Source organism: Veillonella parvula (assembly GCF_945949885.1).
Lineage (GTDB): Bacteria > Bacillota > Negativicutes > Veillonellales > Veillonellaceae > Veillonella > Veillonella parvula_B.
Genome location: NZ_CAMFFZ010000019.1, coordinates 19,865 through 43,428 on the forward strand (window position 1 = coordinate 19,865; position 23,564 = coordinate 43,428).

At 39.1% G+C, this 23,564-nt stretch carries 21 protein-coding genes; all 21 read left to right on the top strand.

Going from position 1 to position 23,564, the window contains the following annotated elements:
- Position 1: 1 nt before the first annotated feature.
- Positions 2-1,255, top strand: a complete 1,254-nt coding sequence (gene clpX, locus Q7O55_RS06690) for an ATP-dependent protease ATP-binding subunit ClpX (protein ID WP_303929342.1) — start codon at positions 2-4, stop codon at positions 1,253-1,255.
- A gap of 65 nt (positions 1,256-1,320) precedes the next feature.
- The gene (lon, locus tag Q7O55_RS06695) at positions 1,321-3,630 is read left to right on the top strand and encodes an endopeptidase La (protein WP_303929344.1); all 2,310 of its coding nucleotides are present in this window, start codon (positions 1,321-1,323) and stop codon (positions 3,628-3,630) included.
- Entirely contained in the window at positions 3,630-4,328 is a 699-nt protein-coding gene (gene yihA / locus Q7O55_RS06700) for a ribosome biogenesis GTP-binding protein YihA/YsxC (protein WP_303929345.1), read from the top strand. The genes lon and yihA overlap by 1 nt, the downstream gene beginning before the upstream one ends.
- Positions 4,325-5,296, top strand: coding sequence for a polyprenyl synthetase family protein (locus Q7O55_RS06705; protein ID WP_303929346.1), 972 nt, complete (start codon positions 4,325-4,327; stop codon positions 5,294-5,296). The genes yihA and Q7O55_RS06705 overlap by 4 nt, the downstream gene beginning before the upstream one ends.
- Position 5,297: 1 nt before the next feature.
- Positions 5,298-6,188: a twin-arginine translocase subunit TatC gene (gene tatC, locus Q7O55_RS06710; protein ID WP_303929347.1), complete on the top strand. Its 891-nt coding sequence runs from the start codon at positions 5,298-5,300 to the stop codon at positions 6,186-6,188.
- A gap of 20 nt (positions 6,189-6,208) precedes the next feature.
- Entirely contained in the window at positions 6,209-8,866 is a 2,658-nt protein-coding gene (locus tag Q7O55_RS06715; protein WP_303929349.1) for a valine--tRNA ligase, read from the top strand.
- Between the two features lie 12 nt (positions 8,867-8,878).
- Positions 8,879-10,186, top strand: coding sequence for a folylpolyglutamate synthase/dihydrofolate synthase family protein (locus Q7O55_RS06720; protein ID WP_303929350.1), 1,308 nt, complete (start codon positions 8,879-8,881; stop codon positions 10,184-10,186).
- A gap of 9 nt (positions 10,187-10,195) precedes the next feature.
- Positions 10,196-11,434, top strand: a complete 1,239-nt coding sequence (locus Q7O55_RS06725) for an O-antigen ligase (protein ID WP_303929351.1) — start codon at positions 10,196-10,198, stop codon at positions 11,432-11,434.
- Between the two features lie 519 nt (positions 11,435-11,953).
- Positions 11,954-13,459: an acetyl-CoA hydrolase/transferase family protein gene (locus Q7O55_RS06730; RefSeq protein ID WP_303929352.1), complete on the top strand. Its 1,506-nt coding sequence runs from the start codon at positions 11,954-11,956 to the stop codon at positions 13,457-13,459.
- Positions 13,460-13,487: 28 nt separating this feature from the next.
- Entirely contained in the window at positions 13,488-15,134 is a 1,647-nt protein-coding gene (locus tag Q7O55_RS06735) for a methylmalonyl-CoA mutase (RefSeq protein ID WP_004696495.1), read from the top strand.
- A gap of 28 nt (positions 15,135-15,162) precedes the next feature.
- Positions 15,163-15,558, top strand: coding sequence for a cobalamin B12-binding domain-containing protein (locus Q7O55_RS06740; RefSeq protein WP_004696492.1), 396 nt, complete (start codon positions 15,163-15,165; stop codon positions 15,556-15,558).
- A 78-nt stretch (positions 15,559-15,636) separates the two neighbouring features.
- On the top strand, positions 15,637-16,575 hold the full coding sequence (meaB, locus tag Q7O55_RS06745; RefSeq protein WP_303929354.1) for a methylmalonyl Co-A mutase-associated GTPase MeaB: 939 nt from the start codon (positions 15,637-15,639) through the stop codon (positions 16,573-16,575).
- A 51-nt stretch (positions 16,576-16,626) separates the two neighbouring features.
- On the top strand, positions 16,627-17,049 hold the full coding sequence (gene mce / locus Q7O55_RS06750) for a methylmalonyl-CoA epimerase (protein ID WP_009351265.1): 423 nt from the start codon (positions 16,627-16,629) through the stop codon (positions 17,047-17,049).
- A gap of 150 nt (positions 17,050-17,199) precedes the next feature.
- Positions 17,200-18,729: a methylmalonyl-CoA decarboxylase subunit alpha gene (gene mmdA / locus Q7O55_RS06755; protein WP_004696486.1), complete on the top strand. Its 1,530-nt coding sequence runs from the start codon at positions 17,200-17,202 to the stop codon at positions 18,727-18,729.
- 73 nt (positions 18,730-18,802) lie between these two features.
- On the top strand, positions 18,803-19,150 hold the full coding sequence (locus Q7O55_RS06760; protein ID WP_303929355.1) for an OadG family protein: 348 nt from the start codon (positions 18,803-18,805) through the stop codon (positions 19,148-19,150).
- 22 nt (positions 19,151-19,172) lie between these two features.
- Positions 19,173-19,340 (top strand): hypothetical protein, encoded by a 168-nt coding sequence (locus Q7O55_RS06765; RefSeq protein WP_004696483.1) that lies wholly within the window; start codon positions 19,173-19,175, stop codon positions 19,338-19,340.
- Positions 19,341-19,441: 101 nt separating this feature from the next.
- Positions 19,442-19,825, top strand: coding sequence for a biotin/lipoyl-containing protein (locus Q7O55_RS06770; protein WP_303929356.1), 384 nt, complete (start codon positions 19,442-19,444; stop codon positions 19,823-19,825).
- Positions 19,826-19,895: 70 nt separating this feature from the next.
- Positions 19,896-21,017 (top strand): sodium ion-translocating decarboxylase subunit beta, encoded by a 1,122-nt coding sequence (locus tag Q7O55_RS06775; RefSeq protein WP_303929357.1) that lies wholly within the window; start codon positions 19,896-19,898, stop codon positions 21,015-21,017.
- Between the two features lie 193 nt (positions 21,018-21,210).
- Positions 21,211-21,468 (top strand): hypothetical protein, encoded by a 258-nt coding sequence (locus tag Q7O55_RS06780; protein WP_303929359.1) that lies wholly within the window; start codon positions 21,211-21,213, stop codon positions 21,466-21,468.
- A 38-nt stretch (positions 21,469-21,506) separates the two neighbouring features.
- Entirely contained in the window at positions 21,507-22,805 is a 1,299-nt protein-coding gene (locus Q7O55_RS06785; protein ID WP_303929360.1) for an SLC13 family permease, read from the top strand.
- Positions 22,806-23,505: 700 nt separating this feature from the next.
- Positions 23,506-23,564: 4Fe-4S binding protein (locus Q7O55_RS09310; protein WP_369691714.1), on the top strand; the 59-nt coding region annotated here is incomplete at its 3' end.

The window sequence follows — 23,564 nt, forward strand, 5'->3', positions numbered from 1 at the left end:
CTTGGCAAAAGATAAAGACACTATGCGCTGCAGTTTTTGTGGACGCACAAGCGAAGAAGTCCGCAAGTTAGTGGCAGGTCCTAACGTGTATATTTGTGATGAATGCGTTGAAGTTTGTGAACGTATCATTGCAGATGAGTTGGGTGCGGTTGAGACGGATGACTTTAATTTAAAAGAATTGCCAACGCCTAGAGATATTAAAGCTCATCTTGACGAATATGTTATTGGTCAAGATGATGCTAAAATCTCTTTAGCTGTGGCCGTATATAATCACTACAAACGCTTACAAACAGATAATGTAGTAGATGATGTAGAATTACAAAAGGCTAATGTATTGTTCATTGGTCCTACTGGTAGTGGTAAAACACTATTGGCTCAAACCTTAGCGAAAATGCTAGAAGTACCATTTGCTATTGCAGATGCTACAAGCTTAACTGAGGCTGGGTATGTGGGAGAAGATGTAGAAAACATCTTACTCAAAATTATTCAGGCTGCAGATTATGATATAGCTCGGGCTGAACGCGGTATTATCTATATCGATGAAATTGATAAAATTGCTCGTAAGTCTGAAAACCCTTCCATTACACGTGATGTGTCTGGTGAAGGTGTACAACAAGCATTGCTTAAAATCTTAGAAGGTACCGTTGCTTCTGTTCCTCCTCAAGGTGGTAGAAAACATCCTAATCAAGAAATGCTTCAAATCGACACTACAAATATTCTCTTTATTTGTGGTGGTGCATTTGATGGTATGGACAAAGTTATTACTAAACGTACCGCTAAGAAAACACTTGGTTTTGGTGCAGATGTACAACGTAAAGAAGAACGTAATGTATCGGCTATCTCAAAAGATGTTGTACCTGAAGATTTATTAAAATTTGGTTTGATCCCTGAATTTATTGGTCGTTTACCTGTAATGGTGACATTAGATCAGTTAGACAGAGATGCGTTAATTCAAATTTTGACAAAGCCTAAAAATGCATTAACAAAACAATATGAAAAAATTCTATCCCTTGATGGTGTAGAATTAACTTTCACTGAAGATGCATTAGAAGAAATCGCTGATGAAGCTTTACAGCGAAAAACAGGTGCTCGTGGTTTGCGTGCTATCATTGAAAAGGTGATGAAACGCGTTATGTTCGAAGTTCCTTCCATGCCGGAAGTAACTAAGTGCATTGTGAATCGTGAATCCGTATTAAGCACAGGTGAACCTATACTCAAAAATGAGGCAGACCAAGACATCCAGTTGAAATCGTAATTCGAAGAAACTCATTTCTGTGTAGGAATGAGTTTCTTTTCATAATATATATACCTGGAGGAAGTATGAATTTACTCGAAGTTGGGATCCCTACCGTACCTCTCAGAGGCATGGTAGTATACCCGAATATCGTGATTCACCTCGATATCGGTCGAGACAAATCCATTAAGGCGGTGGAAGCCGCAATGAATGAGGACCGCATTTTAGCCGTCGTAACTCAAAAAGATGATGCTGTAGATGCACCAACAGTTCATGATTTAGCCCAAATGGGTACATTAGTAAAAATTAAACAAATGTTGCGCTTACCAGGTGGTATAGTACGTGTTCTTGTAGAGGGTATCACTCGTATTCGTCTTATGAATATTACTAGCATGGACCCTTATTATATAGGAGACTATGAACGAGTAGCGTCTGAATTTGAAGACGATGTAGAGCTTGAAGCTTATCGTCGTTTGGTTCAAGCTAAATTTGGCGAATGGGCAGAAGAAGCTAAATCAGTTACTGATGAAGGTGTAACGCGCGTTATGGAATTACGCAATCCTTGTGAATTAGCTGACCAAGTTGCATTTCTATTGCCTATTAATAATTTGAAACGTCAAGAGTTACTTGAAGAATTATCTGTGGCTCGTCGTCTTAACATGATTGTAGGCATTTTAAATATGGAATTACAAATCTCTGATTTGGAAAATTCCATCAATAATCAAGTGCGTCAATCTATGGAAAAAGCGCAGAAGGAATATTTCTTGCGCGAAAAAATCCGCGTTATCCACGATGAGTTGGGTGATAAAGGAGATCCTGAGGAGGAGGCAGAAGAACTACGAGTTAAATTAAAAGCACTTAACCTAAGTGAAGACGTACATACGCGTATTGATAAAGAAATTTCTCGTTACAGCCGCATGCCTCAATTGATGCCGGAAGCAACAATTTTGCGCAATTACCTAGATTGGGTATTGGCATTACCGTGGAACGAATTAACGGAAGACCGTTTGGATATTAAGGGCGCTCATGCTATGCTCGAGGCCGATCATTATGGCCTTGAAAAGGTTAAGAAACGCATTTTAGAATTTTTAGCGGTTCGTAAATTAACTGGTAAAAATAGTGGCTCTATTCTTTGTTTAGTAGGCCCACCAGGCGTTGGTAAAACCTCTTTGGCTACCTCTATTGCTAAAGCAATGAATCGTAAGTTTATCCGTGCATCCTTAGGTGGTGTTCGTGATGAAGCTGAAATTCGTGGACATCGACGTACTTATATTGGTGCTTTACCTGGTCGTATGATTCAGGGGTTAAAAAATGTAGGTACTAAGAATCCTGTATTTTTATTGGATGAAATTGATAAATTAGCATCTGATTATAAAGGCGATCCATCTTCAGCGTTATTAGAGGTATTGGATCCAGAACAAAATAGTACATTTAGTGATCACTTTATCGAAGTACCGTTCGACTTCTCTGAAGTTTTCTGGATTACTACGGCTAATATAGCATCTAATATTCCCGGTCCATTGTTAGATCGTATGGAAATTATTGAGTTGTCTAGCTATATGGAAGAAGAAAAACTAGAAATTGCTAAGCGTTACTTAACACCTAAGCAAATTAAGAAAAATGGCCTTGAAGATTACAAGGTTAAATTATCTGATGCTGTGTTAAAAAAGGTAATTTCCGAATATACTCGCGAAGCTGGTGTTCGTACTTTAGAGAAAACAATTGCTAAGATTTGCCGTAAGATTGCTTTCAAAGTAGTTGAAGAAGGCGGAGATGCGCCAAAAGTCACTACTAAAAATCTTCACGAATTCTTAGGCGCACCGATCTTTGTTGACCAAGAGCGAGAAAAGAAAGCACAAGTTGGCTATGTAAATGGATTAGCTTGGACATCTGTTGGTGGTGTAGTATTACCATGTGAAGCTACAACTATGAATGGTACCGGTAAATTGGCTTTAACTGGTAGTCTCGGCAAGGTTATGCAAGAATCTGGTCAAGCGGCTATGAGTTATATTCGCCATAATGCAAAAGCCTTAAAAATTGAAGAAGACTTTTATAAAAAACTTGATATTCACGTTCACTTGCCAGAAGGGGCAACACCTAAAGATGGTCCTTCTGCAGGTATTACAATGACATTAGCTATGGTGTCTATTTTGACTAACCGCAAGGTTCGTTCTGATATTGCCATGACTGGTGAAATCACATTACGTGGCCGCGTATTACCAATAGGCGGCTTAAAAGAAAAATTATTAGCAGCCTTGTCTCATGGCGTTAAAGAGGTGTTGATTCCAAAAGGTAATGAAAAGGATATTGCAGAATTACCTGACATTGTGAAAGAAGGCCTCATTATTACGCCAGTTAAGACAATGGATGAAGTATTAGCAAAGGCACTTGTGTAATGCAAAAGAAGAAAAAATCCACTAAACAAATGGGCCCAAAACCACAATATACACGAAAAGAACCGAAGGGGCCTCGTATTATAGCTGCAAAATATAATACTTCCTGTGTGAAGGCAGATCAATATCCTGAAGGGGATACAGTAGAAATCGCTTTCCTTGGACGTTCTAATGTGGGCAAGTCTTCGTTGATTAATTCTTTATGTAACTATCGTGGGTTAGCCCTCGTTAGTGGTCAGCCAGGTAAGACTAAGACGATAAACTACTTTGATATTGAATCAAAAGAGGATATTTCTGAAACCGAGGAACGCAGATATAATTGGTTCCTTGTTGACCTTCCTGGCTATGGTTTTGCAAAGACAAATAAAGGAAACCGCAATTTGTGGTCTTCCTTTATTGCCGATTATATTTTACATTCTGAACGATTGATGTTGTTATGCCTACTTATCGATGGTCGCCATCCTGAAATGGCCATTGATAAGGTGGCATTTGATTGGCTTGTCGAAGCTGGTGTGCCATTACAAATTGTAGTGACTAAAGCCGATAAATTGACGGCTAAAGAAAAGTCTGCAAACTTGGCTATTATTAAAGAGCTATATCCAACGGCTACACCGCCGATTCTGTATAGCTCTTTAAAGCATACTGGACGTGAGCTTTTACAACAACGAATCAATAAAATTTTGGTAGGAGATGAAGCATGAGTCAAACCAACGAATTAGAGATTATGGAACGCATTGCTTTAGATTTAGAGCGTGTCGAAGAGTCTCTTGCATCATCTTTTAATACCGGTGTAGAGGACTTCAATGCACTGATTCGACCGTTATCAGCAGCAGGTGGTAAGCGTTTGCGCGCTCAATTGTGCCTATTGATTGCCAATGCAGGGACATCTATAGAGCGTCAACGTGTCAAAATTGCTGAGGCTGTTGAAATGCTTCACTTAGCAACACTTATCCATGACGATGTATTAGATCAAGCTGAAATTCGCCGAGGTGAAGATACAATTCACATGCATAAAGGCAATAAGGTAGCTATCCTTAGTGGTGATTATTTATTTGCTAAAGCATTTAAAATCGTATCTGAAATGACGAATATGAAGTATCTTCAAGTCTTCTCTCATATTATTACATGCCTTGTAGAAGGTGAGTTCATGCAAATGGAAGATGTATATCGCATTGATCAAGGTATAGAGCGTTATATGACAAAAACGCAAAAGAAAACAGCAGACTTCATGGAAGGCTGTATGGAGCTTGGTGGTCTCTTAGGAGATTGGCAAGAATCTGAAATCATAGAATTGAAAAAATATGGTCATGCATTAGGTATGGCATTTCAAATTACAGATGATATTATGGATTATCGTGAAACAACGGAAACGACAGGAAAGCCTGTAGGGAACGATCTTCGAGAAGGACTATTGACGTATCCGTTATTAAGTATCGTTAACGATGGTAATAAAGATAAATTGCTTGAAGATATTAAAGGCTTAAACAATGGTGGTAATGAGCAAGACATTATCGATTATGTTGTTGCTCAAGGTGGTATCGATAATACATTAGTTGTAGCTGATAAATATTGTAAAGATGCTCTAGCGGCACTCGCTGCAGTGCGTGATTTTCCAGGGAAGGAATTCCTTGTGATGGCTGTAGAAAATCTGGCTGATAGAAAGGTATAATATGGAACCATTCGAACCAAAATCGGATTTCGAATATCCCATGCAAAGACCTTCTTTTGATAGTGTAGTTCGTCAAAAACGGCGTGAAGCAGAGCAAAAGGCTGAACAAGAACGGTATAAGGTGGCGAATCTACGCGTTCCTAAGGAATCGGAAAATGAGCCGATTTATAGTGAAATGGAACAGAAGATGATGGATGAGGCGAGGGAATTATCCCTTGTAGGACACCTTTCTGAGCTACGAAAACGATTGATTATAATAGCTGTAGCGGTTATTGTGGGAACTTGTATTTCATATTATTATGTAGACTTATTATTGGAAATACTCCTAAAACCAGCTGGCAAGCTCTATTATATGAGACCTACTGAAGCGTTTTTTACATATATGAAGGTGTCTGTTGTAGGTGGCTTAGTCATAGCCACTCCCATCATATTGCATCAGAGTTGGCTGTTTGTTAAGCCTGCACTAACTGTGCGAGAAAAGCAGCTATCTAATTGGATCTTACCAGTAGCAATCGGTCTATTCGGAATAGGTATTGTATTTTCTTATTTTCTCGTATTGCCTGCAGCGGTGAAGTTCTTTATGGGCTTTGCTACAGACGAATTACAACCGTTGTTTTCCATCGGTCAGTATATGGATTTTGTATTATCCTTTGTACTGCCCTTTGGACTTATCTTTGAATTACCGTTGATCTTAATTATTTTGGGATATTTCAATTTAATCACATCACGCTTTTTAAAAACAAAGCGAAAAATATTTATTCTTATATCCTTTATTATAGGTGCTGTCATTTCACCTACACCAGATATGTTTTCTCAAACGATGATTGCATTACCTATGATATTGCTATATGAAACAAGCCTATTTGTATTGGCTAAGATTATGAAGCGCTAAGGAGTATTTTAGGAGGAACGATGAAAACCTACGAAAATTTAACCACATATAATCCTGGTGAAATAGAAGGAAAATGGTATTCTTATTGGGAAAATCAAGGATACTTTCACGAAGAAGTAGACACGAATAAAGAGCCATTTAGTATCGTATTACCCCCTCCTAACGTAACTGGTATGTTGCATATGGGACATGCCCTTGATAACACATTACAAGATATCCTCATCCGTTTCAAACGCATGCAAGGCTACAATGTATTGTGGATGCCAGGTACAGACCACGCTGGTATTGCTACACAAATCAAAGTAGAAGAGATGCTTGCTAAAGAAGAGGGAAAATCTCGTTATGATTTGGGCCGTGAAAAATTCGTAGAGCGCGTGTGGGAGTGGAAAAAGGAATACGGTGATACTATCGTAAAACAAATCCGTAGCCTTGGCGCGTCCTGTGATTGGACACGTGAGCGCTTTACATTGGATGACGGATACTATTATGCGGTGCGTGAAGTATTTGTAAGTCTTTATGAAAAAGGTTTGATCTATCGCGGTGAACGCATCATCAACTGGTGCCCTCGTTGTGCCACTGCTTTATCTGATGTTGAAGTTGAGCATGAAGACGAACATGGCCATTTATGGCATATTAAATATCCTGTAAAAGGTGAAGATAATCGTTTCGTTGTTGTTGCTACAACTCGTCCAGAAACAATGTTTGGTGATGTAGCAGTAGCAGTAAATCCTGATGATGATCGTTATAAAGATCTCATTGGTAAAACATTGATTTTGCCATTTGTTAATCGAGAAATTCCTGTAATTGCTGATGGCTATGTAGATGCTAGCTTCGGCACAGGCTGTGTAAAAATTACACCTGCTCATGACCCTAATGACTTTGAAATGGGTCAACGTCATAATTTGGAATCCATCGTTGTTATGAACAATGATGCAGCAATGAATGAAGGTGCTGGTAAATTCAATGGCTTACCACGTGAAGAAGCGCGTAAACAAGTAGTAGCAGAACTTAAAGAATTAGGTCTGCTTGAAAAAATTGATGATCATGACCATGCAGTAGGTCATTGTTCTCGTTGTAAAACAATTATTGAACCAATGGTATCTAAACAATGGTTTGTAGATATGAAACCGTTGGCAGAACCAGCTCTTAAGGTTGTTAAAGACCACGAAGTAGAGTTTGTTCCTGAACGTTTTACAAAAACATATGTGAACTGGCTTGAAAATATCCGTGATTGGACTATTTCTCGTCAATTGTGGTGGGGCCATCGTATTCCTGCATGGTATTGTGATGACTGTGGTGAAACGATTGTTAGCCGTGAAGATATTACAGAATGTCCTCATTGCCACGGTCATGTTACACAAGATCCGGATGTTCTTGATACATGGTTTAGCTCTGGTTTATGGCCATTTGCTACAATGGGTTGGCCTAAGCAAACTCCAGAACTTAACCAATGGTATCCAACAAGTGTGCTTGTAACTGGTTACGATATCATCTTTTTCTGGGTTGCTCGTATGATCTTTATGGCTCTTGAGTTTGAACATGAAATCCCATTTAAACATGTATTTATTCATGGTCTTGTTCGCGACAGTCAGGGCCGTAAAATGAGTAAATCTTTGGGGAATGGTATTAATCCACTTGAAGTTATCGACCAATATGGTGCTGATGCATTGCGCTTTACTCTTGTAACTGGCAATACACCTGGTAATGATATGCGCTTCTATATGGAACGTGTTGAGGCTAACCGTAACTTTGCCAATAAGATTTGGAATGCATCCAAGTTTGTATTGATGAACCTTACAAATTATGATGAAAGTTTCGTTCCAACAGCAGATGATTTGACATTAGCAGACCAATGGATTATTCAAAAATACAATGAAACAGTACAAAGCGTAACATCTAATCTCGATAAATTCGAACTTGGTGAAGCTGCGAGTTCCGTATATGACTTCATTTGGAATACGTACTGCGATTGGTACATTGAATTAGCGAAACCTCGTTTGTATAGTGAAAGCAACGAACGTGATCGTCGTACAGTTCAATATTTACTTGTAACAATCTTACGTCACATGCTCGAATTATTGCATCCATTCATGCCGTTTGTAACTGAACATATTTGGCAACATTTGCCACATGAAGGGGACAGCATCGTTGTTACTAAATGGCCTGAAGCATTGAAATTCGATAATCTTGAAGGTGCAGCACGTCAAATGGAAGTTATGATGGATGCCATCAAAGGTATTCGTAACATGCGTGCTGAAATGAATGTGCCTCTAGGTAAAAAAGCTGAGGTTATCGTAGCGCCAACTGATGAAGCATTAGCTAAAACTGTAGCAGAACATAGTGACTACTTTGTAACATTGGCTTGGGCTGAGAAAGTAACAATTCTTGGTACCGACGATCCAAAGCCAGAAAATGCGACTGTAACCGTTGTCAATGGTATGGAAGTATATCTCTTACTTAAAGACTTGATCGACGGTGAAAAAGAAAGAGAGCGTATTGCGAAGGAAAAAATCCAAATGGAAAAAGAAATTTCTCGTTTGGAAGGTAAATTGTCTAACCAAGGCTTCTTAGCAAAAGCTCCTGAAGCTGTAGTAGCAAAAGAAAAAGAAAAGTTAGAAGAATATAAACAAAAACAACAAGCGTTATTGGAACGTGAAGCGTTCCTCGAAACCTTATAATAGGAGGTTTATATGATATATCAAGAGGCCTTAGCCTATTTAGAGCAGGCATCTTCATTCGGTATTAAGCCTGGCCTTGAACGAATTACAGCTCTTATGGATGTATTGGGAAATCCACAAGAAGATTATAAAATTGTTCATGTGACAGGCACGAATGGTAAGGGCTCGGTTACCTCATATATTTCCTACGCACTGTTTACAAGTGGATTACGGGTGGGGCGATTTATATCGCCTCACCTTCAATCCTATACGGAGCGAATTCAAATTAATGATGGGAATATTACTGAGGAAGCCTTTGGGGAATTAATCGGTCGTGTTAAAGATGCAGTAGACACTATTGTTAGTAATGGCATAGAAGCGCCTACACAATTTGAAATGCTGACGGCTGCTGCATTCTTGTTCTTTAAAGAACAAGGTGTAGATTATGCTGTGGTAGAAGTCGGATTAGGTGGCTTACTAGACTCTACGAACATCGTTACTCCTAAAGTATCTGTTATCACTAATGTATCTATAGATCATCAAGCGTACTGTGGTGATACTGTAGAGGAGATTGCACGTCATAAATCGGGTATTATCAAATCTAAGGTGCCTGTAGTAACAGCGGCACAAGGTACTCCTCTTAGTATCATTGAGGACGTAGCTAAAGAAAAACATGCTAAGCTTTATGCTTTCAATAAAGATTTCGGTATTGATAGTCGCAGCTCTGTAACTGGTGGTCAAATGATTACGGTTAGTACTAACGATGCAGCACCTGCCATGTTGTTTACGACGATGGCGGGCATTCACCAATCTGTAAACCTCGCTTGTGCATTGATGGCGATACGCCTGTTGATGAAAGAGGATACGAATATCAGCGAAGAAACGATGCGTGAAGGCTTCGCTCGTACTACTTGGGCAGGACGTTTTGAAGTTAAAAGAGGTTTAGATCGTACTTTTATTTTTGATGGTGCTCATAATGCGGCAGGGGCTGAGTCTTTTGCCATGACGTATGACGAGTTGTTTAAGGATAGCCCAAAAACGATTGTAATGGCTATTCTTAAAGATAAGAACCAAGCGGCTATTATCCGTGAAGTGGTTAAAGTGGGTGATACAGTACTCGTTGTGCCCGCACCAACCGATAGAACGGAAGTACCGGAAACCTTGGTTGAAATGATTCGCCGTATTGTACCAAAGGCGACGGCTCAAACTGCAGACTCTGTTGAGGCTGCATTAGCATTGGCATATAAGCATACAAAGACTGGTGATATCATTGCCGTATGTGGTTCTTTATATATTCTAGGGGATGCTCGTCAGTGGTTTTTCCATGAGATGAGTCATTAAGGTGAGAATATGGAACTCTCACTCATTCCTAATCAGAAACGAATTACCTTTTATATTGAACGATTAATCTATGGTGTCGTCATTGCGATGCCACTTCAACCAATGGTAGGCGATGTACTTCTCTGGTTGGCTATAGGTCTGGCATTATATGATTTAATTTCTAGTAAATCATTGAGTTTGCCGACAGGCTATCTATCTTGGACTGTTATGATCTTTGTTATCTGGACAGGTGTATCGTCGTTAATGTCCCCAAACTGGGATTGGTCTATTCAGAGCTGGTTCTATCAAATTGTAGCAGGTGGGGGCATGTACTATTTAGTTCGTACCTATATTCGAACACCTAAACAGTGGAACTATTTTCTTCGTGCCTTTTTAGGTACAGCAGTTCTTGTATGCATTATAGGGGCCTATCAGTATATATTTGTTCCCAATATACATATAAAAGAATGGGTAGATGCAGCACAATTCCCTAAATTGATGCGTCGAATGGCGTCTACATTGCAAAATCCTAACTTGTTAGGTGCCTATCTATTGATGGTGCTAAGTGTATGTATTAGCTATATTCTTGTTTATATGAAGGAGAATCGTACTCGTGAAATTGTTACAATGCTGATTGTTGGTATTGTATTATTTTTAACGATGCTATTAACCTATTCTCGTGGTATTTGGATTAGTTTTGCGGCCATGATTCTGTATTGGGCTATTTTCGTAGAACGAAGATTATTCTTATCCTTGTTAGTGGTACCGCTAATTCTATATTTCTATGAAGGTGAGGTTGCCTCACGACTTTGGTCTATATTCCAAGGACATGATACGTCGTCAGATCTTCGCTGGGCTTTATGGGATAGCACAATGTATATCGTACGAGAAAACCCTATCTTTGGTATTGGGTGGAATACATTCTACTTAGTTTATCCAGATTATAACTATTACATTCAAGGCCCTAATGTATTGATGTATCATGCCCATAATTTATATTTAAATATATTGGCTGAAACAGGTATTCCTGGCTTGCTATCATTCCTAGTAGTTATCGTCGGTCATGTTATCACATCTGTTCGATTGAAAGGGGATATGTTCCGACAAGCTGCACAGATAGGAATAGGTGCTTTAGCTATCGGTGTTCTTTTTAGTGGATTGTCTGATTTTGAGCTCTATAGCCATCAAGTTACTATTGTTTTTTGGCAGCTCCTTGGTTGGGTTGGGGCCTTTGTGAAAGTACAACTTTCCACGAAGAATCATATGTAAAAGGTATATTTTGTATAATCAGTAAGTTTTATGGTAGCGATACAATTTCATAGTATGGTATAATTTATACATACCTTAGCAGGGTAAGCTTAAGTATATTTAACCGGTTTTCTAATGTTAGAATAATTGAACATTATTGCTTGCATTTGAAAACCGGTTTTTGGTATATCTATATCTTTATAGGAGGTGTAGCGGTCAGTTTTTGTATATATTATTTTTATATTGATAAGACTCTATATGTTGTATTGAGATAGTTCGATATGCATAAAAAACAACAATATATACTATTAGATTGATAATTCCTGTGAGTTATATCGGTGTGAATAAAACTTATGTGAAAATGTAAAAACCTATGCGTTTTAGTCATAATGCACGGTCGGGGTGTGATAAAAAATACATTTTAGTCATATAAGTTGACAATACATTGGATGTGGACTACGATGAAGTCGGTTTAAGGAACGTATTAGACCAAAGAGATTCAATTGTCGTTTAACAATGTTACTCTTAAAGGAGATGGTTATGGTGATAGACATCAAAGACCGCGTAAAAAATGTGGACCTGCAAGGTAAAATTGTCACTGCTTATGATGCAGCTCAGTTGATTAACCCTAATGATAAAGTTGGTATTTCCGGCTTTACACCGTCGGGTTATGCAAAAGTTGTGCCATTGGCATTGGCAGAAAGAATGGAAAAAGAACCATTCAAAATTGATTTGTGGACAGGTGCTTCCGTAGGTGATGAAGCTGATGGTGCGTTAACTCGTGCTAATGGTATTAATCGCCGCTTTCCATATCAAACCAATAAAGATATGAGAAAGGCTTTAAATGGTGGAGATGTTAAATACATCGATATGCATTTAAGCACAATGGCACAAAATATTCGTTATGGATTTTTCGGAGATTTAGATGTAGCAATTATTGAAGTATGTCAAATCAACGAAGATGGTTCTTTAGTACCGACTACTTCTGTTGGTAATTCTCCAACATTTGTTAGTCAAGCTAAAAAGGTTATCGTAGAGGTAAATGTATCTCAACCATTATCCTTAGTTGGTATGCATGATATCTATGAACCGTTGGATCCACCACATCGTAAACCAATTCCGTTGGAACAGGCCGGCGATCGTATCGGTACAGAAGCAATACCTTGTGATCCTAGCAAAATCATTGCTGTGGTTCCAAGTGATGTACCTGATACAACAAGACCTTTAGCTGCTATTGATGATGATGCAAAGGCAATGAGTCAACATCTTATCAAATTCTTTGAACAAGAAATTGCAGAAGGTCGTTTGCCTAAAAACTTGCTTCCATTGCAATCCGGCGTAGGCTCTGTAGCAAATGCGGTAATCAGTGGCTTGGCTCAAGGGCCTTTCACAGATTTATCTATTTATACAGAAGTAATTCAAGACGGTATGTTTGACTTAATCGATGCTGGTAAAGTAACTGTATGTTCCGGTACTGCATTGAGTCCTTCTCCAGATGGATTGAAACGTTTCTATGCGAATATTGATGAATATCGTAAAAAAATAATTCTTCGTCCGCAAGAAATTTCCAATAACCCTGGTATTGCTCGTCGTATTGGTGTCATTGCCATGAATACCGCTATCGAATTTGATATTTTTGGCAATGTAAACTCTACTCATATTATGGGTAGCAAAATGATGAATGGTGTTGGTGGTTCTGGTGATTTTGCACGTAGTGCATATCTCACTATCTTCTGTACCAACTCCGTTGCTAAAAATGGCGACATCAGTTCTATCGTTCCATATGTATCCCATGTGGATCATCCAGAACATGACACTATGATTTTCTGTACAGAACAAGGTGTTGCTGACTGTCGTGGTTTAAGTCCAGTGGAAAGAGCTCGTTTGATTATTGAAAAATGTGCTCACCCAGACTACAAACCTATGTTAACTGAATACCTAGAAAAAGCATTAGCTGTAACAAAGAATGCCCATACACCAATGTTGCTTGATGAAGCTCTTTCTTGGCATAAACGCTTCACAGAAACTGGAAGCATGAAAAAATAACCTGTTTTTTTAGGAGGATGATGAAAACATGGCTTACGAAAACTTAAAAGCCCAAATTGCTGAGTACAACAAACTTTGTGACGAAAAATGCGCAAAAACTCCAGAACGTCAAAACTTAAAATACAACCGTGTGTATACACCAGTTGATATCGAAGGCTTTGACTATGAACGCGATTTGGGAATGCCTGGCGAATTCCCTTATACTCGTGGCGTACAACCTACTATGTACCGTGGTCGTTTCTGGACAATGCGTATGTATGCAGGCTTCGCTACAGCTGAAGAATCTAACAAACGTTACCGCTACCTAATCGAATCTGGTGCAACAGGCTTGTCCTGTGCATTCGATTTGCCAACTCAAATCGGTTATGACTCTGATGATGTTATGGCTGAAGGCGAAGTTGGTAAAGTAGGTGTAGCGATTGACTCTTTGGCAGATATGGAAATCTTGTTCGATGGCATCGACCTTGGCAAAGTATCCACTTCCATGACAATCAACGCTCCAGCATCCGTTTTGTTGGCAATGTATATCGCAGTAGCTGAAAAACAAGGTGTACCTTCCACAGAATTGAAAGGTACTATTCAAAATGATATTTTGAAAGAATATGCAGCTCGTGGTACTTATATTTTCCCTCCAAAACCATCTATGCGTTTGATCACTAATATCTTCGAATATTGTTCTCAATACGTTCCAAAATGGAATACAATTTCTATCTCCGGTTACCACATCCGTGAAGCAGGTTCCACAGCAGCACAAGAAATCGCATTCACAATTGCTGATGGTATCGCATACGTAGAAGCAGCTTTGAAAGCTGGTCTTGATGTTGATACATTTGCTGGTCGTCTTTCCTTCTTCTGGAATGCTCATAATAATGTACTTGAAGAAGTTGCTAAATTCCGCGCATCTCGTCGCTTATGGGCAACAATCATGAAAGAACGTTTTGGTGCAAAAAAACCAAAATCCATGATGCTCCGTGTACATACTCAAACAGCTGGCTCTATGTTGACTGCACAACAAGTTGATAACAATATCGTTCGTGTCGCTCTTCAAACTGCAGCTGCTGTAATGGGCGGTACTCAATCCTTACATACAAACTCTCGTGACGAAGCTTTGGCTCTTCCTACAGAAGCATCTGTACAAGTAGCTCTTCGTACTCAACAAATCGTGGCTTATGAATCTGGCTTAGCTGACGTAGTTGACCCATTGGGCGGCTCCTACTATGTTGAAGCTATGACTAACGCTATCTATGACGAAGCTATGGCATACATCAAGAAAATTGATGAAATGGGCGGCGCTGTAGTAGCAATCGAAAAAGGCTACATCCAAAAAGAAATTCAAGAATCCGCTTACAAATGGCAAATGGAAGTTGAATCTGGCTTGCGCACAATCGTTGGCGTAAACAAATTCCAAGTTGAAGAAGAAGCTCCAAAAGACTTGCTTCGCGTAGACGCTTCCGTAGGTGCTAACCAATCTAAGAAAACTCAAGCAGTTCGTGCTAACCGCGATCAAGCCGCAGTTGATAAAGCCTTAGCTGATTTGAAAGCTGGCGCAGCTGACGAATCTGTTAACTTGATGCCATTAATTCTTGCAGCAGTTAAAACATATGCTACTTTGGGTGAAATTTGTAATGTATTGCGCGAAGTATTCGGTGAATACGAAGCTCATTCTACATTATAATATCGGCTGATTTCGGAGGTAATATATCATGGCAGAAAAACGTATTAGAGTAATTGTAGCAAAACCAGGTCTTGATGGTCATGACCGTGGTGCAAAAGTAGTAGCACGCGCACTTCGCGATGCTGGTTTCGAAGTAATCTACACTGGTCTTCGTCAAACACCAGAACAAATCGTTGAAGCAGCGCTTTCTGAAGACGTTAATGTAGTTGCATTATCTCTTCTTTCCGGTGCTCACAATACATTGTTCCCTAAAATTGTTGAACTTTTGAAAGAAAAAGGCATGGGGGATGTTCTTGTAATCGGTGGTGGCGTTATTCCTGACGCTGATATCCCTGGCTTGAAAAAAGCTGGCGTAGCGGCAGTATTCACACCTGGCACACCAACTAGCGATATCGTTAACTTTATTAAAGAAAACGTAAAATAATTGCTTGGGCAAAGAGGGGTGCAACTCTAATAGTTGGCTCCCCTCTATTCCCGTATTCGAAGATAGGTGGTGAGGCGAATGGATTTAGTTAAAGGCCTTTTTGAAGGTTCTAGACTAGCCTTAGCACGGTCCATAACAGCTGTAGAAAACGAGTATGATAATGCCATCGATATTATGAAGGCAATTTACCCTAGAACGGGGAACGCACGTATTCTCGGTATTACAGGGGCCCCTGGTGCTGGTAAAAGTACTTTGACCGATAAGGTGGTTAAACATTATTTAGATCAAGGTAAAAAAATCGGCATCGTTGCCATCGACCCAACTAGCCCATTCTCTGGAGGTGCTATCTTGGGGGACCGTATTCGAATGAATGATTTAACATTAAATGAAAATGTGTTCATTCGAAGCATGGGCACGCGTGGTAGTCTTGGTGGATTATCTAAAAAGACTGCAGACGTTGTAAAACTCATGGATGCCTTTGGCATGGATTTAGTAATTATTGAAACTGTAGGCGTAGGTCAATCTGAAGTAGATATTGTAAAAAATGCTGATACTACATTGGTTGTACTGGTTCCTGGTCTCGGTGATGATATCCAAGCTATCAAGGCGGGTATTCTTGAAATTGGCGATGTATTTGCTATCAACAAAGCTGACCGAGATGGTTGCGATCGTTTGAATGTAGAAATTGAAATGATGCTTGACCTAGATTCTCGTGAAGTAAAATGGCGCCCACCAATTAAGCGCACAATTGCTAGTAAAGACCAAGGCGTAGATGAACTTATCGACGCTTTAGATGAACATTTTGAGTATCTTGAAGATTCTGGTGAATTGGAATCTCGTCGGGCAGAACGTACTCGTGATGAAATCATCGCAATGATTAATGAACAAATTGGTCGTTATGTAGCTGATAAAATTGTTACAAGCGACGAATTTAATAGCCAAGTGGCAGCTGTTAATGAACGTGAAAGCGATCCATATACAGTTGTTAATGGCGTAATGACAAGCGTGCTAAAGTAGACGGCGACTACATAGCATTAGAGATTTAGCCTTGAAAAGGAGATAATCAAAATGGCTTTTAAAGTATTACAAGTGGATCACATCGGTATTGGTGTTAATGATTTAGCAGCAACTAAAGAATTCTATAAAAATGCATTAGGCATTGAACATCTTCCTGAAGACGAAATCGTAGAAGAACAAAAGGTAAAAGTATCCTTCTTCCCTTGTGGTGATGCTGAACTTGAATTCTTAGAAACTACAACTCCAGATGGCCCTATCGGTAAATTTATCGAAAAAAATGGCGGTCGTGATGGTATCCAACACGTTGCATTGCGCGTTGATAATATTGAAAATGCTATTGCTGATTTGATGGCTAAAGGCGTTCGTATGATTGACGAAAAACCTCGTTATGGTGCAGGCGGCTCCGCAATTGCTTTCTTACATCCAAAAGCAACTGGCGGTGTTTTGCTTGAATTATGTCAACGTATGAAATAATACAGTATCCAATTCACATCATTATATATGAGTTGTAAATATACATATACATATAATCCTACGTTATATATTAAATATGTATGCTTCTTGAACTTTATTCATTTATGAAATAAAATGATACTGTAACAAGTTTTATTTGGAGGTGCTATAATGGCAACAGTGCAGGAAAAAATCGAGTTATTGCACGAAAAACTAGCTAAAGTTAAAGCTGGTGGCGGCGAAAAACGCGTTGAGAAACAACATGCTCAAGGCAAAATGACTGCTCGCGAACGTTTGGCTAAATTGTTCGATGATAATTCCTTCGTTGAACTTGATCAATTCGTTAAACATCGTTGTGTTAACTTCGGTCAAGAAAAGAAAGAATTACCAGGCGAAGGTGTAGTAACAGGTTATGGTACTATCGACGGTCGTTTAGTATATGCATTCGCACAAGATTTCACTGTAGAAGGTGGTTCTCTTGGTGAAATGCATGCTGCTAAAATCGTTAAAGTACAACGTTTAGCAATGAAAATGGGTGCTCCTATTGTTGGTATCAACGATTCCGGCGGTGCTCGTATTCAAGAAGCAGTAGATGCCCTTGCTGGTTACGGTAAAATTTTCTTTGAAAATACAAATGCATCTGGTGTTATTCCACAAATTTCCGTAATCATGGGTCCATGTGCGGGCGGTGCTGTATATTCTCCAGCATTGACTGACTTCATCTACATGGTTAAAAATACTTCTCAAATGTTCATCACTGGTCCTGCAGTAATCAAATCTGTAACTGGTGAAGAAGTAACTGCTGAAGATCTTGGTGGTGCAATGGCTCACAACTCCGTGTCTGGTGTTGCTCACTTTGCAGCTGAAAATGAAGATGATTGTATCGCTCAAATTCGTTACTTATTAGGCTTCTTGCCATCCAACAATATGGAAGATGCTCCATTGGTAGATACTGGTGACGATCCAACTCGTGAGGATGAAAGCTTGAATAGCTTGTTGCCAGATAACAGTAACATGCCTTACGACATGAAAGATGTTATCGCAGCTACTGTAGATAATGGCGAATACTATGAAGTACAACCATTCTATGCTACAAATATCATCACTTGCTTCGCTCGTTTTGATGGGCAATCCGTTGGTATCATTGCTAACCAACCAAAAGTAATGGCTGGTTGCTTGGATATTAATGCTTCTGACAAATCTTCTCGTTTCATCCGTTTCTGTGATGCTTTCAATATTCCAATCGTTAACTTTGTTGACGTTCCTGGTTTCTTGCCTGGCACAAATCAAGAATGGGGCGGTATCATTCGTCATGGTGCTAAGATGTTGTATGCTTACTCTGAAGCAACAGTACCAAAAATTACTGTTATCACTCGTAAAGCATACGGCGGTTCCTACCTCGCTATGTGTTCTCAAGATTTGGGCGCTGACCAAGTATACGCTTGGCCTACATCCGAAATCGCTGTAATGGGTCCTGCTGGTGCAGCTAACATCATCTTCAAGAAAGATGAAGACAAAGACGCTAAAACAGCTAAATACGTAGAAGAGTTCGCAACTCCTTACAAAGCTGCAGAACGTGGCTTCGTAGATGTTGTAATTGAACCAAAACAAACTCGTCCGGCAGTTATCAACGCTTTGGCAATGCTTGCAAGCAAACGTGAAAACCGTGCTCCAAAGAAACATGGTAATATTCCATTATAATTCGATTCGTTAAACATATCATCGAATTTGGGAGATACCTTTCTTTACTAATTTTTTAGAAAGGGGAATGATTATGGAAGGACAAGCAGTTACTACCAATCCGTTTCTCATAATGGCGATTAATATGGCAGTCGTATTTGCTGTTTTGATTTCTTTAGGTATTCTTATGAAGATTGTTTATTTAATCGATCCAACTAAGAAGAAAAAAGAAGCAACAGCAGCAACTGCTCCTGTTGCTACTCCAACAGCTACTCCTGTAGCTCCAGCAAATGCATCTGCTCAAAATGAGGATGAAGTAGTAGCAGCTATCGTAGGTGCCATTGTGGCGATGGGGTACTCATCTGAACAAATTGCATCTATTCGACCTACAGCAATCAGTGCTAAATGGCGCTTGGAAGGTCGCTTAAGCGGTAGAGGTTAAAAGATTTTTAGGAGGCATTTTAATGAGTAATGCTACAACAACTAACGGTAAAGCTCCATCTCAAGATGTAGTAGCAGTAATCGTTGGTGCATTGGCGGCAATGGGTTATTCCGCTGATCAAATCGCGCATATCCGTCCAATCGTAAGCTACAATTGGAAAATGGAAGGCCGGTTACGTGGTAATCGATAAGATTATTGGCAAATTAGATAATCAAAAGGATTATCCAATTTATATGTGTAAAAAATATTTATAAGTTTGGTGTAGACATACACATTTTGGAGGAATTTAAGATGAAAAAATTCAACGTTACAGTAAATGGTACAGCATATGATGTAGAAGTTAATGAAGTAAAAGCAGCTGCTGCAGCGGCTCCTAAAGCAGCTCCAGCAGCTCCAGCACCTAAAGCAGCTCCTGCACCAGCACCAGCTCCAGCTGCAGCTGCAGCTCCAGTTCCAGCAGGTGCTGAAACTGTAAAAGCTCCAATGCCTGGTAAAATCTTATCTGTAGCAGTATCTGCTGGCCAAGCAGTTAAAAAAGGCGAAACTTTGTTGATTCTTGAAGCTATGAAAATGCAAAACGAAATTGCAGCTCCACATGATGCTGTAGTTTCCGAAGTTCGCGTATCTGCTAACCAAACTGTATCTACTGGCGATGACATGGTTGTTCTTGGCTAATACCAAGTACTGTATGGCGCGGCGGCGCCGCGTCATATAACAATTTTATATTTGTGAAAGGGGAACGCATATGGAGGCTTTTGCTGTTGCGATACAATCCGTTATTAACGATAGCGGGTTCCTCGCATTTGAACCAGGCAATGCTGTTATGATTCTCGTAGGTTTGATCCTATTGTATTTAGCATTTGCCAAAGAGTTTGAACCATTATTGTTGGGTCCGATTGCGTTTGGTTGTTTACTTGCTAATATTCCTCGTAACGGTTTCGAAGAAGGCGTTATGGCTCTTATTAGTGCAGGTATCTCCCAAGAAATCTTCCCACCTTTAATCTTCCTTGGTGTAGGTGCGATGACTGACTTTGGTCCACTCATTGCAAACCCTAAAACATTACTTTTAGGTGCTGCTGCTCAGATTGGCGTATTCGCTGCTCTTGGTGGTGCAATGGGCTTGGGCTTTACAGTTCAGGAAGCGGCTGCTATCGGTATCATCGGTGGTGCTGACGGTCCTACATCTATCTATTTAGCTGCTAAGCTAGCTCCTCATTTATTAGGTGCTATCGCGGTTGCCGCATATTCTTATATGTCCTTGGTACCGTTGATTCAACCACCTGTAATGAAATTATTCACTACTCAAAAAGAACGTGAAATTGTGATGGAGCAGTTGCGCGAAGTTACACGTTTTGAAAAAATCGTGTTCCCAATCGTTGCAACAATCTTCATTTCCTTATTGCTCCCTTCCATTACATCCCTTTTAGGTATGTTGATGTTAGGTAACTTGTTCCGTGAATCTGGTGTAACTGATCGTTTGTCCGATACTTCTCAAAATGCGTTAATCAATACTGTTACTATTTTCTTAGCAACAGGTACTGGCTTGACAATGAGTGCGGAACACTTCTTAAGTTGGGGCACTATCAAAATCATCCTTTTAGGCTTATTCGCATTTATTTGCGGTACAGCTGGTGGCGTATTATTCGGTAAATTGATGAGCTTATTTGATGGTGGTAAAACTAATCCACTTATTGGTTCTGCTGGTGTATCCGCGGTTCCAATGGCAGCTCGTGTATCTCAAGTAGTAGGTGCGAAAGCTAACCCAGCTAACTTCTTGCTCATGCATGCTATGGGTCCTAACGTAGCTGGCGTTATTGGTACAGCAGTAGCAGCAGGTACAATGCTTGCTATGTTGTCCAGTCACTAATAATTAAATAATTATTCACCTGGGTGTACCTAAATAGGTACACCTATTGGTGAATAAAAAAGCCCTTGGTAATTATGTAATCATGCATAAAAGGGAATATTTGCAATAAATGCTTTTCAGATCGGTCATTAGGTGATTAGCAAGAACTCACAGAATAACCTTTTAGTGCTTTAAATATAGTAGAGGTGGTCACTTGTTATCAATTGAATTAAAAATACTGATTTGTTTTATTTGGGTATTTATTGTATTTTTTATTACTGCACTGATTATCGGTAATGAAGGGAAAGCTAAGTGGTTTCAACGTAGAACTAAATATTCTTGGTTTAATCGCCGAGGATTTTTGGGTGAAATCTTATTTTTTGGCTATCCTAAAACTAAAGAGGGTTATGGTATAACCTTTTTGATGGCCTCTGCTATCAGTATCGTAGGCTATATTTTATATCTCATCTAATACAATCAGTGCATTTCTCTGAAGGGAGATGATGATGTATGGGTACTGCAGAACAAACCTTAATCGTCCTTGCAGTCATGGCTGTTTTATTTGTAACGGAAATTATTCCTTTAGCTATTACTTCTTTAGGCGGCGCAATTACTCTTGGTCTTATGGGGATCATTACTCCTAAGGTTGTATTCTCTGGTTTATCTGATAGTACAGTTGTGTTGTTTGCTGGCATGTTCGTTGTTGGCGGTGCATTGTTCTATACTGGTTTAGCTCAAAAGATAGGGGAAACCGTAGTATCTCATGCAGGTACTAGTGAAAATGGTTTGATGCTTGCTATCATGCTTGTAACAGCTATCATGTCCGCATTTTTGTCTAACACTGGTACAGCAGCTGCTTTACTTCCAGTAGTTATTGGTATTTGTACCGTTGCAAAGATTCCTGCATCTCGCCAATTGATGCCTTTAGCATTTGCTGCAGGTGTTGGTGGTATCATTACAATGGTTGGTACACCTCCAAATATTATTGTCAATGGTACATTGGCAAAATCTGGTATTGAACCATTTGGTTTCTTTGAATTTGCTTGGATCGGTATTCCTTTGACTATTGCTACCATTGTCTTTATGATGTTTATTGGTAAATATTTATTACCTAAACATGAAATTACAGATGCTGGTGATGTAGAACAAGAAGTATCAGCAGATGAAGTTTCTAATGATCCTAAGAAACAATTGTTCTCTGGTCTTATTCTTTTAGGTGTAATCATTGCTATGATTTTAGGTGACGTACTTAAGGACTATGGTATCAACTTGCCGTTGAGTATGGTTGCCGTTATCGGTGCTATGCTTTGCGTATTAACTGGTTGCTTGAAAGAAAAACAAGCTTACACATCCATTGACTGGGTAACAATCTTCTTATTTGCTGGTATGATGCCAGTGGCTGAAGCTCTTGATAAATCTGGTGCTGGTCAAATGATTGCTAATGCAGTATTGGGTGTTATGGGCTCCGATCCTAGTCCTTATTTTGCAACAGCAGTATTGTTCATTTTGTCTTGTGTTATGACTCAGTTCATGTCTAATACCGCATCTTGTGCGTTATTGGCACCTATTGGTATTGCTATTGCAAAAGGTATGGGTGCTGACCCTCATGCTGTATTGATGGCTATCGGCGTTGCTGCATCTTGTGCATTTGGTACACCTGTAGGTACTCCTCCAAATACATTAGTACTTGGTCCTGGTCAATACAAATTTACAGACTATGTAAAAGCTGGTGTTCCATTGATTTTAGTTTGCTTAGTAGTAAGCTTAATTATTATCCCAATGGTATGGCCATTCTTCCCTGGTAAATAATAGGGGATAGGTTATTCTACTATAAGCACATATATGAGGTCGAATCTTATGATTCGACCTCATTTTTTATCTCGATTTTTTTGTATTTAGACTAATTTATGACGTAGTCGCAAGTTATATAATCACTTATATTAAGAGGAACTCTAATTATAAAGATATTGACTTTATTATGTTTAATACTAAATTAGAACTACTATAATCTCTATGAAATCGTTTTATTAATATGATGAATTGTAAAATATATTGCGACAACACAAAATTGGGAAGAGGCTGATTTAAGTAATACCTATGGTTATAATCAAAATTTACTAGGGGCTTTTGGCGAGTCTTGGAAAATTTTGACTGGATCAAATTATCCTAATTTAAAAAGACAATAAAATGTATCAATGATAATGAATATTGATAATTGAATTCCTAGTATAATACTACGTATTTTAATTAAAATGATAATAAATACATTCTCAATTATTGAGTATTATACTCAGTTGGTTAAATGAAAAGAAATATCAAAATGTAGATAAATATAGGCTTTTTATGATAAAAAGGAACAGTTGTTATGCAAAAAATTATACGTTTATTTATCATTTTCATTTGACTTTCAATTAGAACTATGTGATAATGAGAACATAAGTTGAGGCAAGTGCCTTTCTAAATGATAATAAAAAGTTCTGATCTATATTTTTTGATGGAGGTCCTAATTATGAGAGTTATTGCTGATGGTTGCATTAAATGTGGTTCTTGCGCATCTGTTTGCCCAGT

Bases quoted from the DNA above. Each gene is read 5' to 3' on its own strand.
- lon (WP_303929344.1), top strand. From the start codon at position 1,321: ATGAATTTACTCGAAGTTGGGATCCCTACCGTACCTCTCAGAGGCATG.
- yihA (WP_303929345.1), top strand. From the start codon at position 3,630: ATGCAAAAGAAGAAAAAATCCACTAAACAAATGGGCCCAAAACCACAA.
- Q7O55_RS06705 (WP_303929346.1), top strand. From the start codon at position 4,325: ATGAGTCAAACCAACGAATTAGAGATTATGGAACGCATTGCTTTAGAT.
- tatC (WP_303929347.1), top strand. From the start codon at position 5,298: ATGGAACCATTCGAACCAAAATCGGATTTCGAATATCCCATGCAAAGA.
- Q7O55_RS06715 (WP_303929349.1), top strand. From the start codon at position 6,209: ATGAAAACCTACGAAAATTTAACCACATATAATCCTGGTGAAATAGAA.
- Q7O55_RS06720 (WP_303929350.1), top strand. From the start codon at position 8,879: ATGATATATCAAGAGGCCTTAGCCTATTTAGAGCAGGCATCTTCATTC.
- Q7O55_RS06725 (WP_303929351.1), top strand. From the start codon at position 10,196: ATGGAACTCTCACTCATTCCTAATCAGAAACGAATTACCTTTTATATT.
- Q7O55_RS06730 (WP_303929352.1), top strand. From the start codon at position 11,954: ATGGTGATAGACATCAAAGACCGCGTAAAAAATGTGGACCTGCAAGGT.
- Q7O55_RS06735 (WP_004696495.1), top strand. From the start codon at position 13,488: ATGGCTTACGAAAACTTAAAAGCCCAAATTGCTGAGTACAACAAACTT.
- Q7O55_RS06740 (WP_004696492.1), top strand. From the start codon at position 15,163: ATGGCAGAAAAACGTATTAGAGTAATTGTAGCAAAACCAGGTCTTGAT.
- meaB (WP_303929354.1), top strand. From the start codon at position 15,637: ATGGATTTAGTTAAAGGCCTTTTTGAAGGTTCTAGACTAGCCTTAGCA.
- mce (WP_009351265.1), top strand. From the start codon at position 16,627: ATGGCTTTTAAAGTATTACAAGTGGATCACATCGGTATTGGTGTTAAT.
- mmdA (WP_004696486.1), top strand. From the start codon at position 17,200: ATGGCAACAGTGCAGGAAAAAATCGAGTTATTGCACGAAAAACTAGCT.
- Q7O55_RS06760 (WP_303929355.1), top strand. From the start codon at position 18,803: ATGGAAGGACAAGCAGTTACTACCAATCCGTTTCTCATAATGGCGATT.
- Q7O55_RS06765 (WP_004696483.1), top strand. From the start codon at position 19,173: ATGAGTAATGCTACAACAACTAACGGTAAAGCTCCATCTCAAGATGTA.
- Q7O55_RS06770 (WP_303929356.1), top strand. From the start codon at position 19,442: ATGAAAAAATTCAACGTTACAGTAAATGGTACAGCATATGATGTAGAA.
- Q7O55_RS06775 (WP_303929357.1), top strand. From the start codon at position 19,896: ATGGAGGCTTTTGCTGTTGCGATACAATCCGTTATTAACGATAGCGGG.
- Q7O55_RS06785 (WP_303929360.1), top strand. From the start codon at position 21,507: ATGGGTACTGCAGAACAAACCTTAATCGTCCTTGCAGTCATGGCTGTT.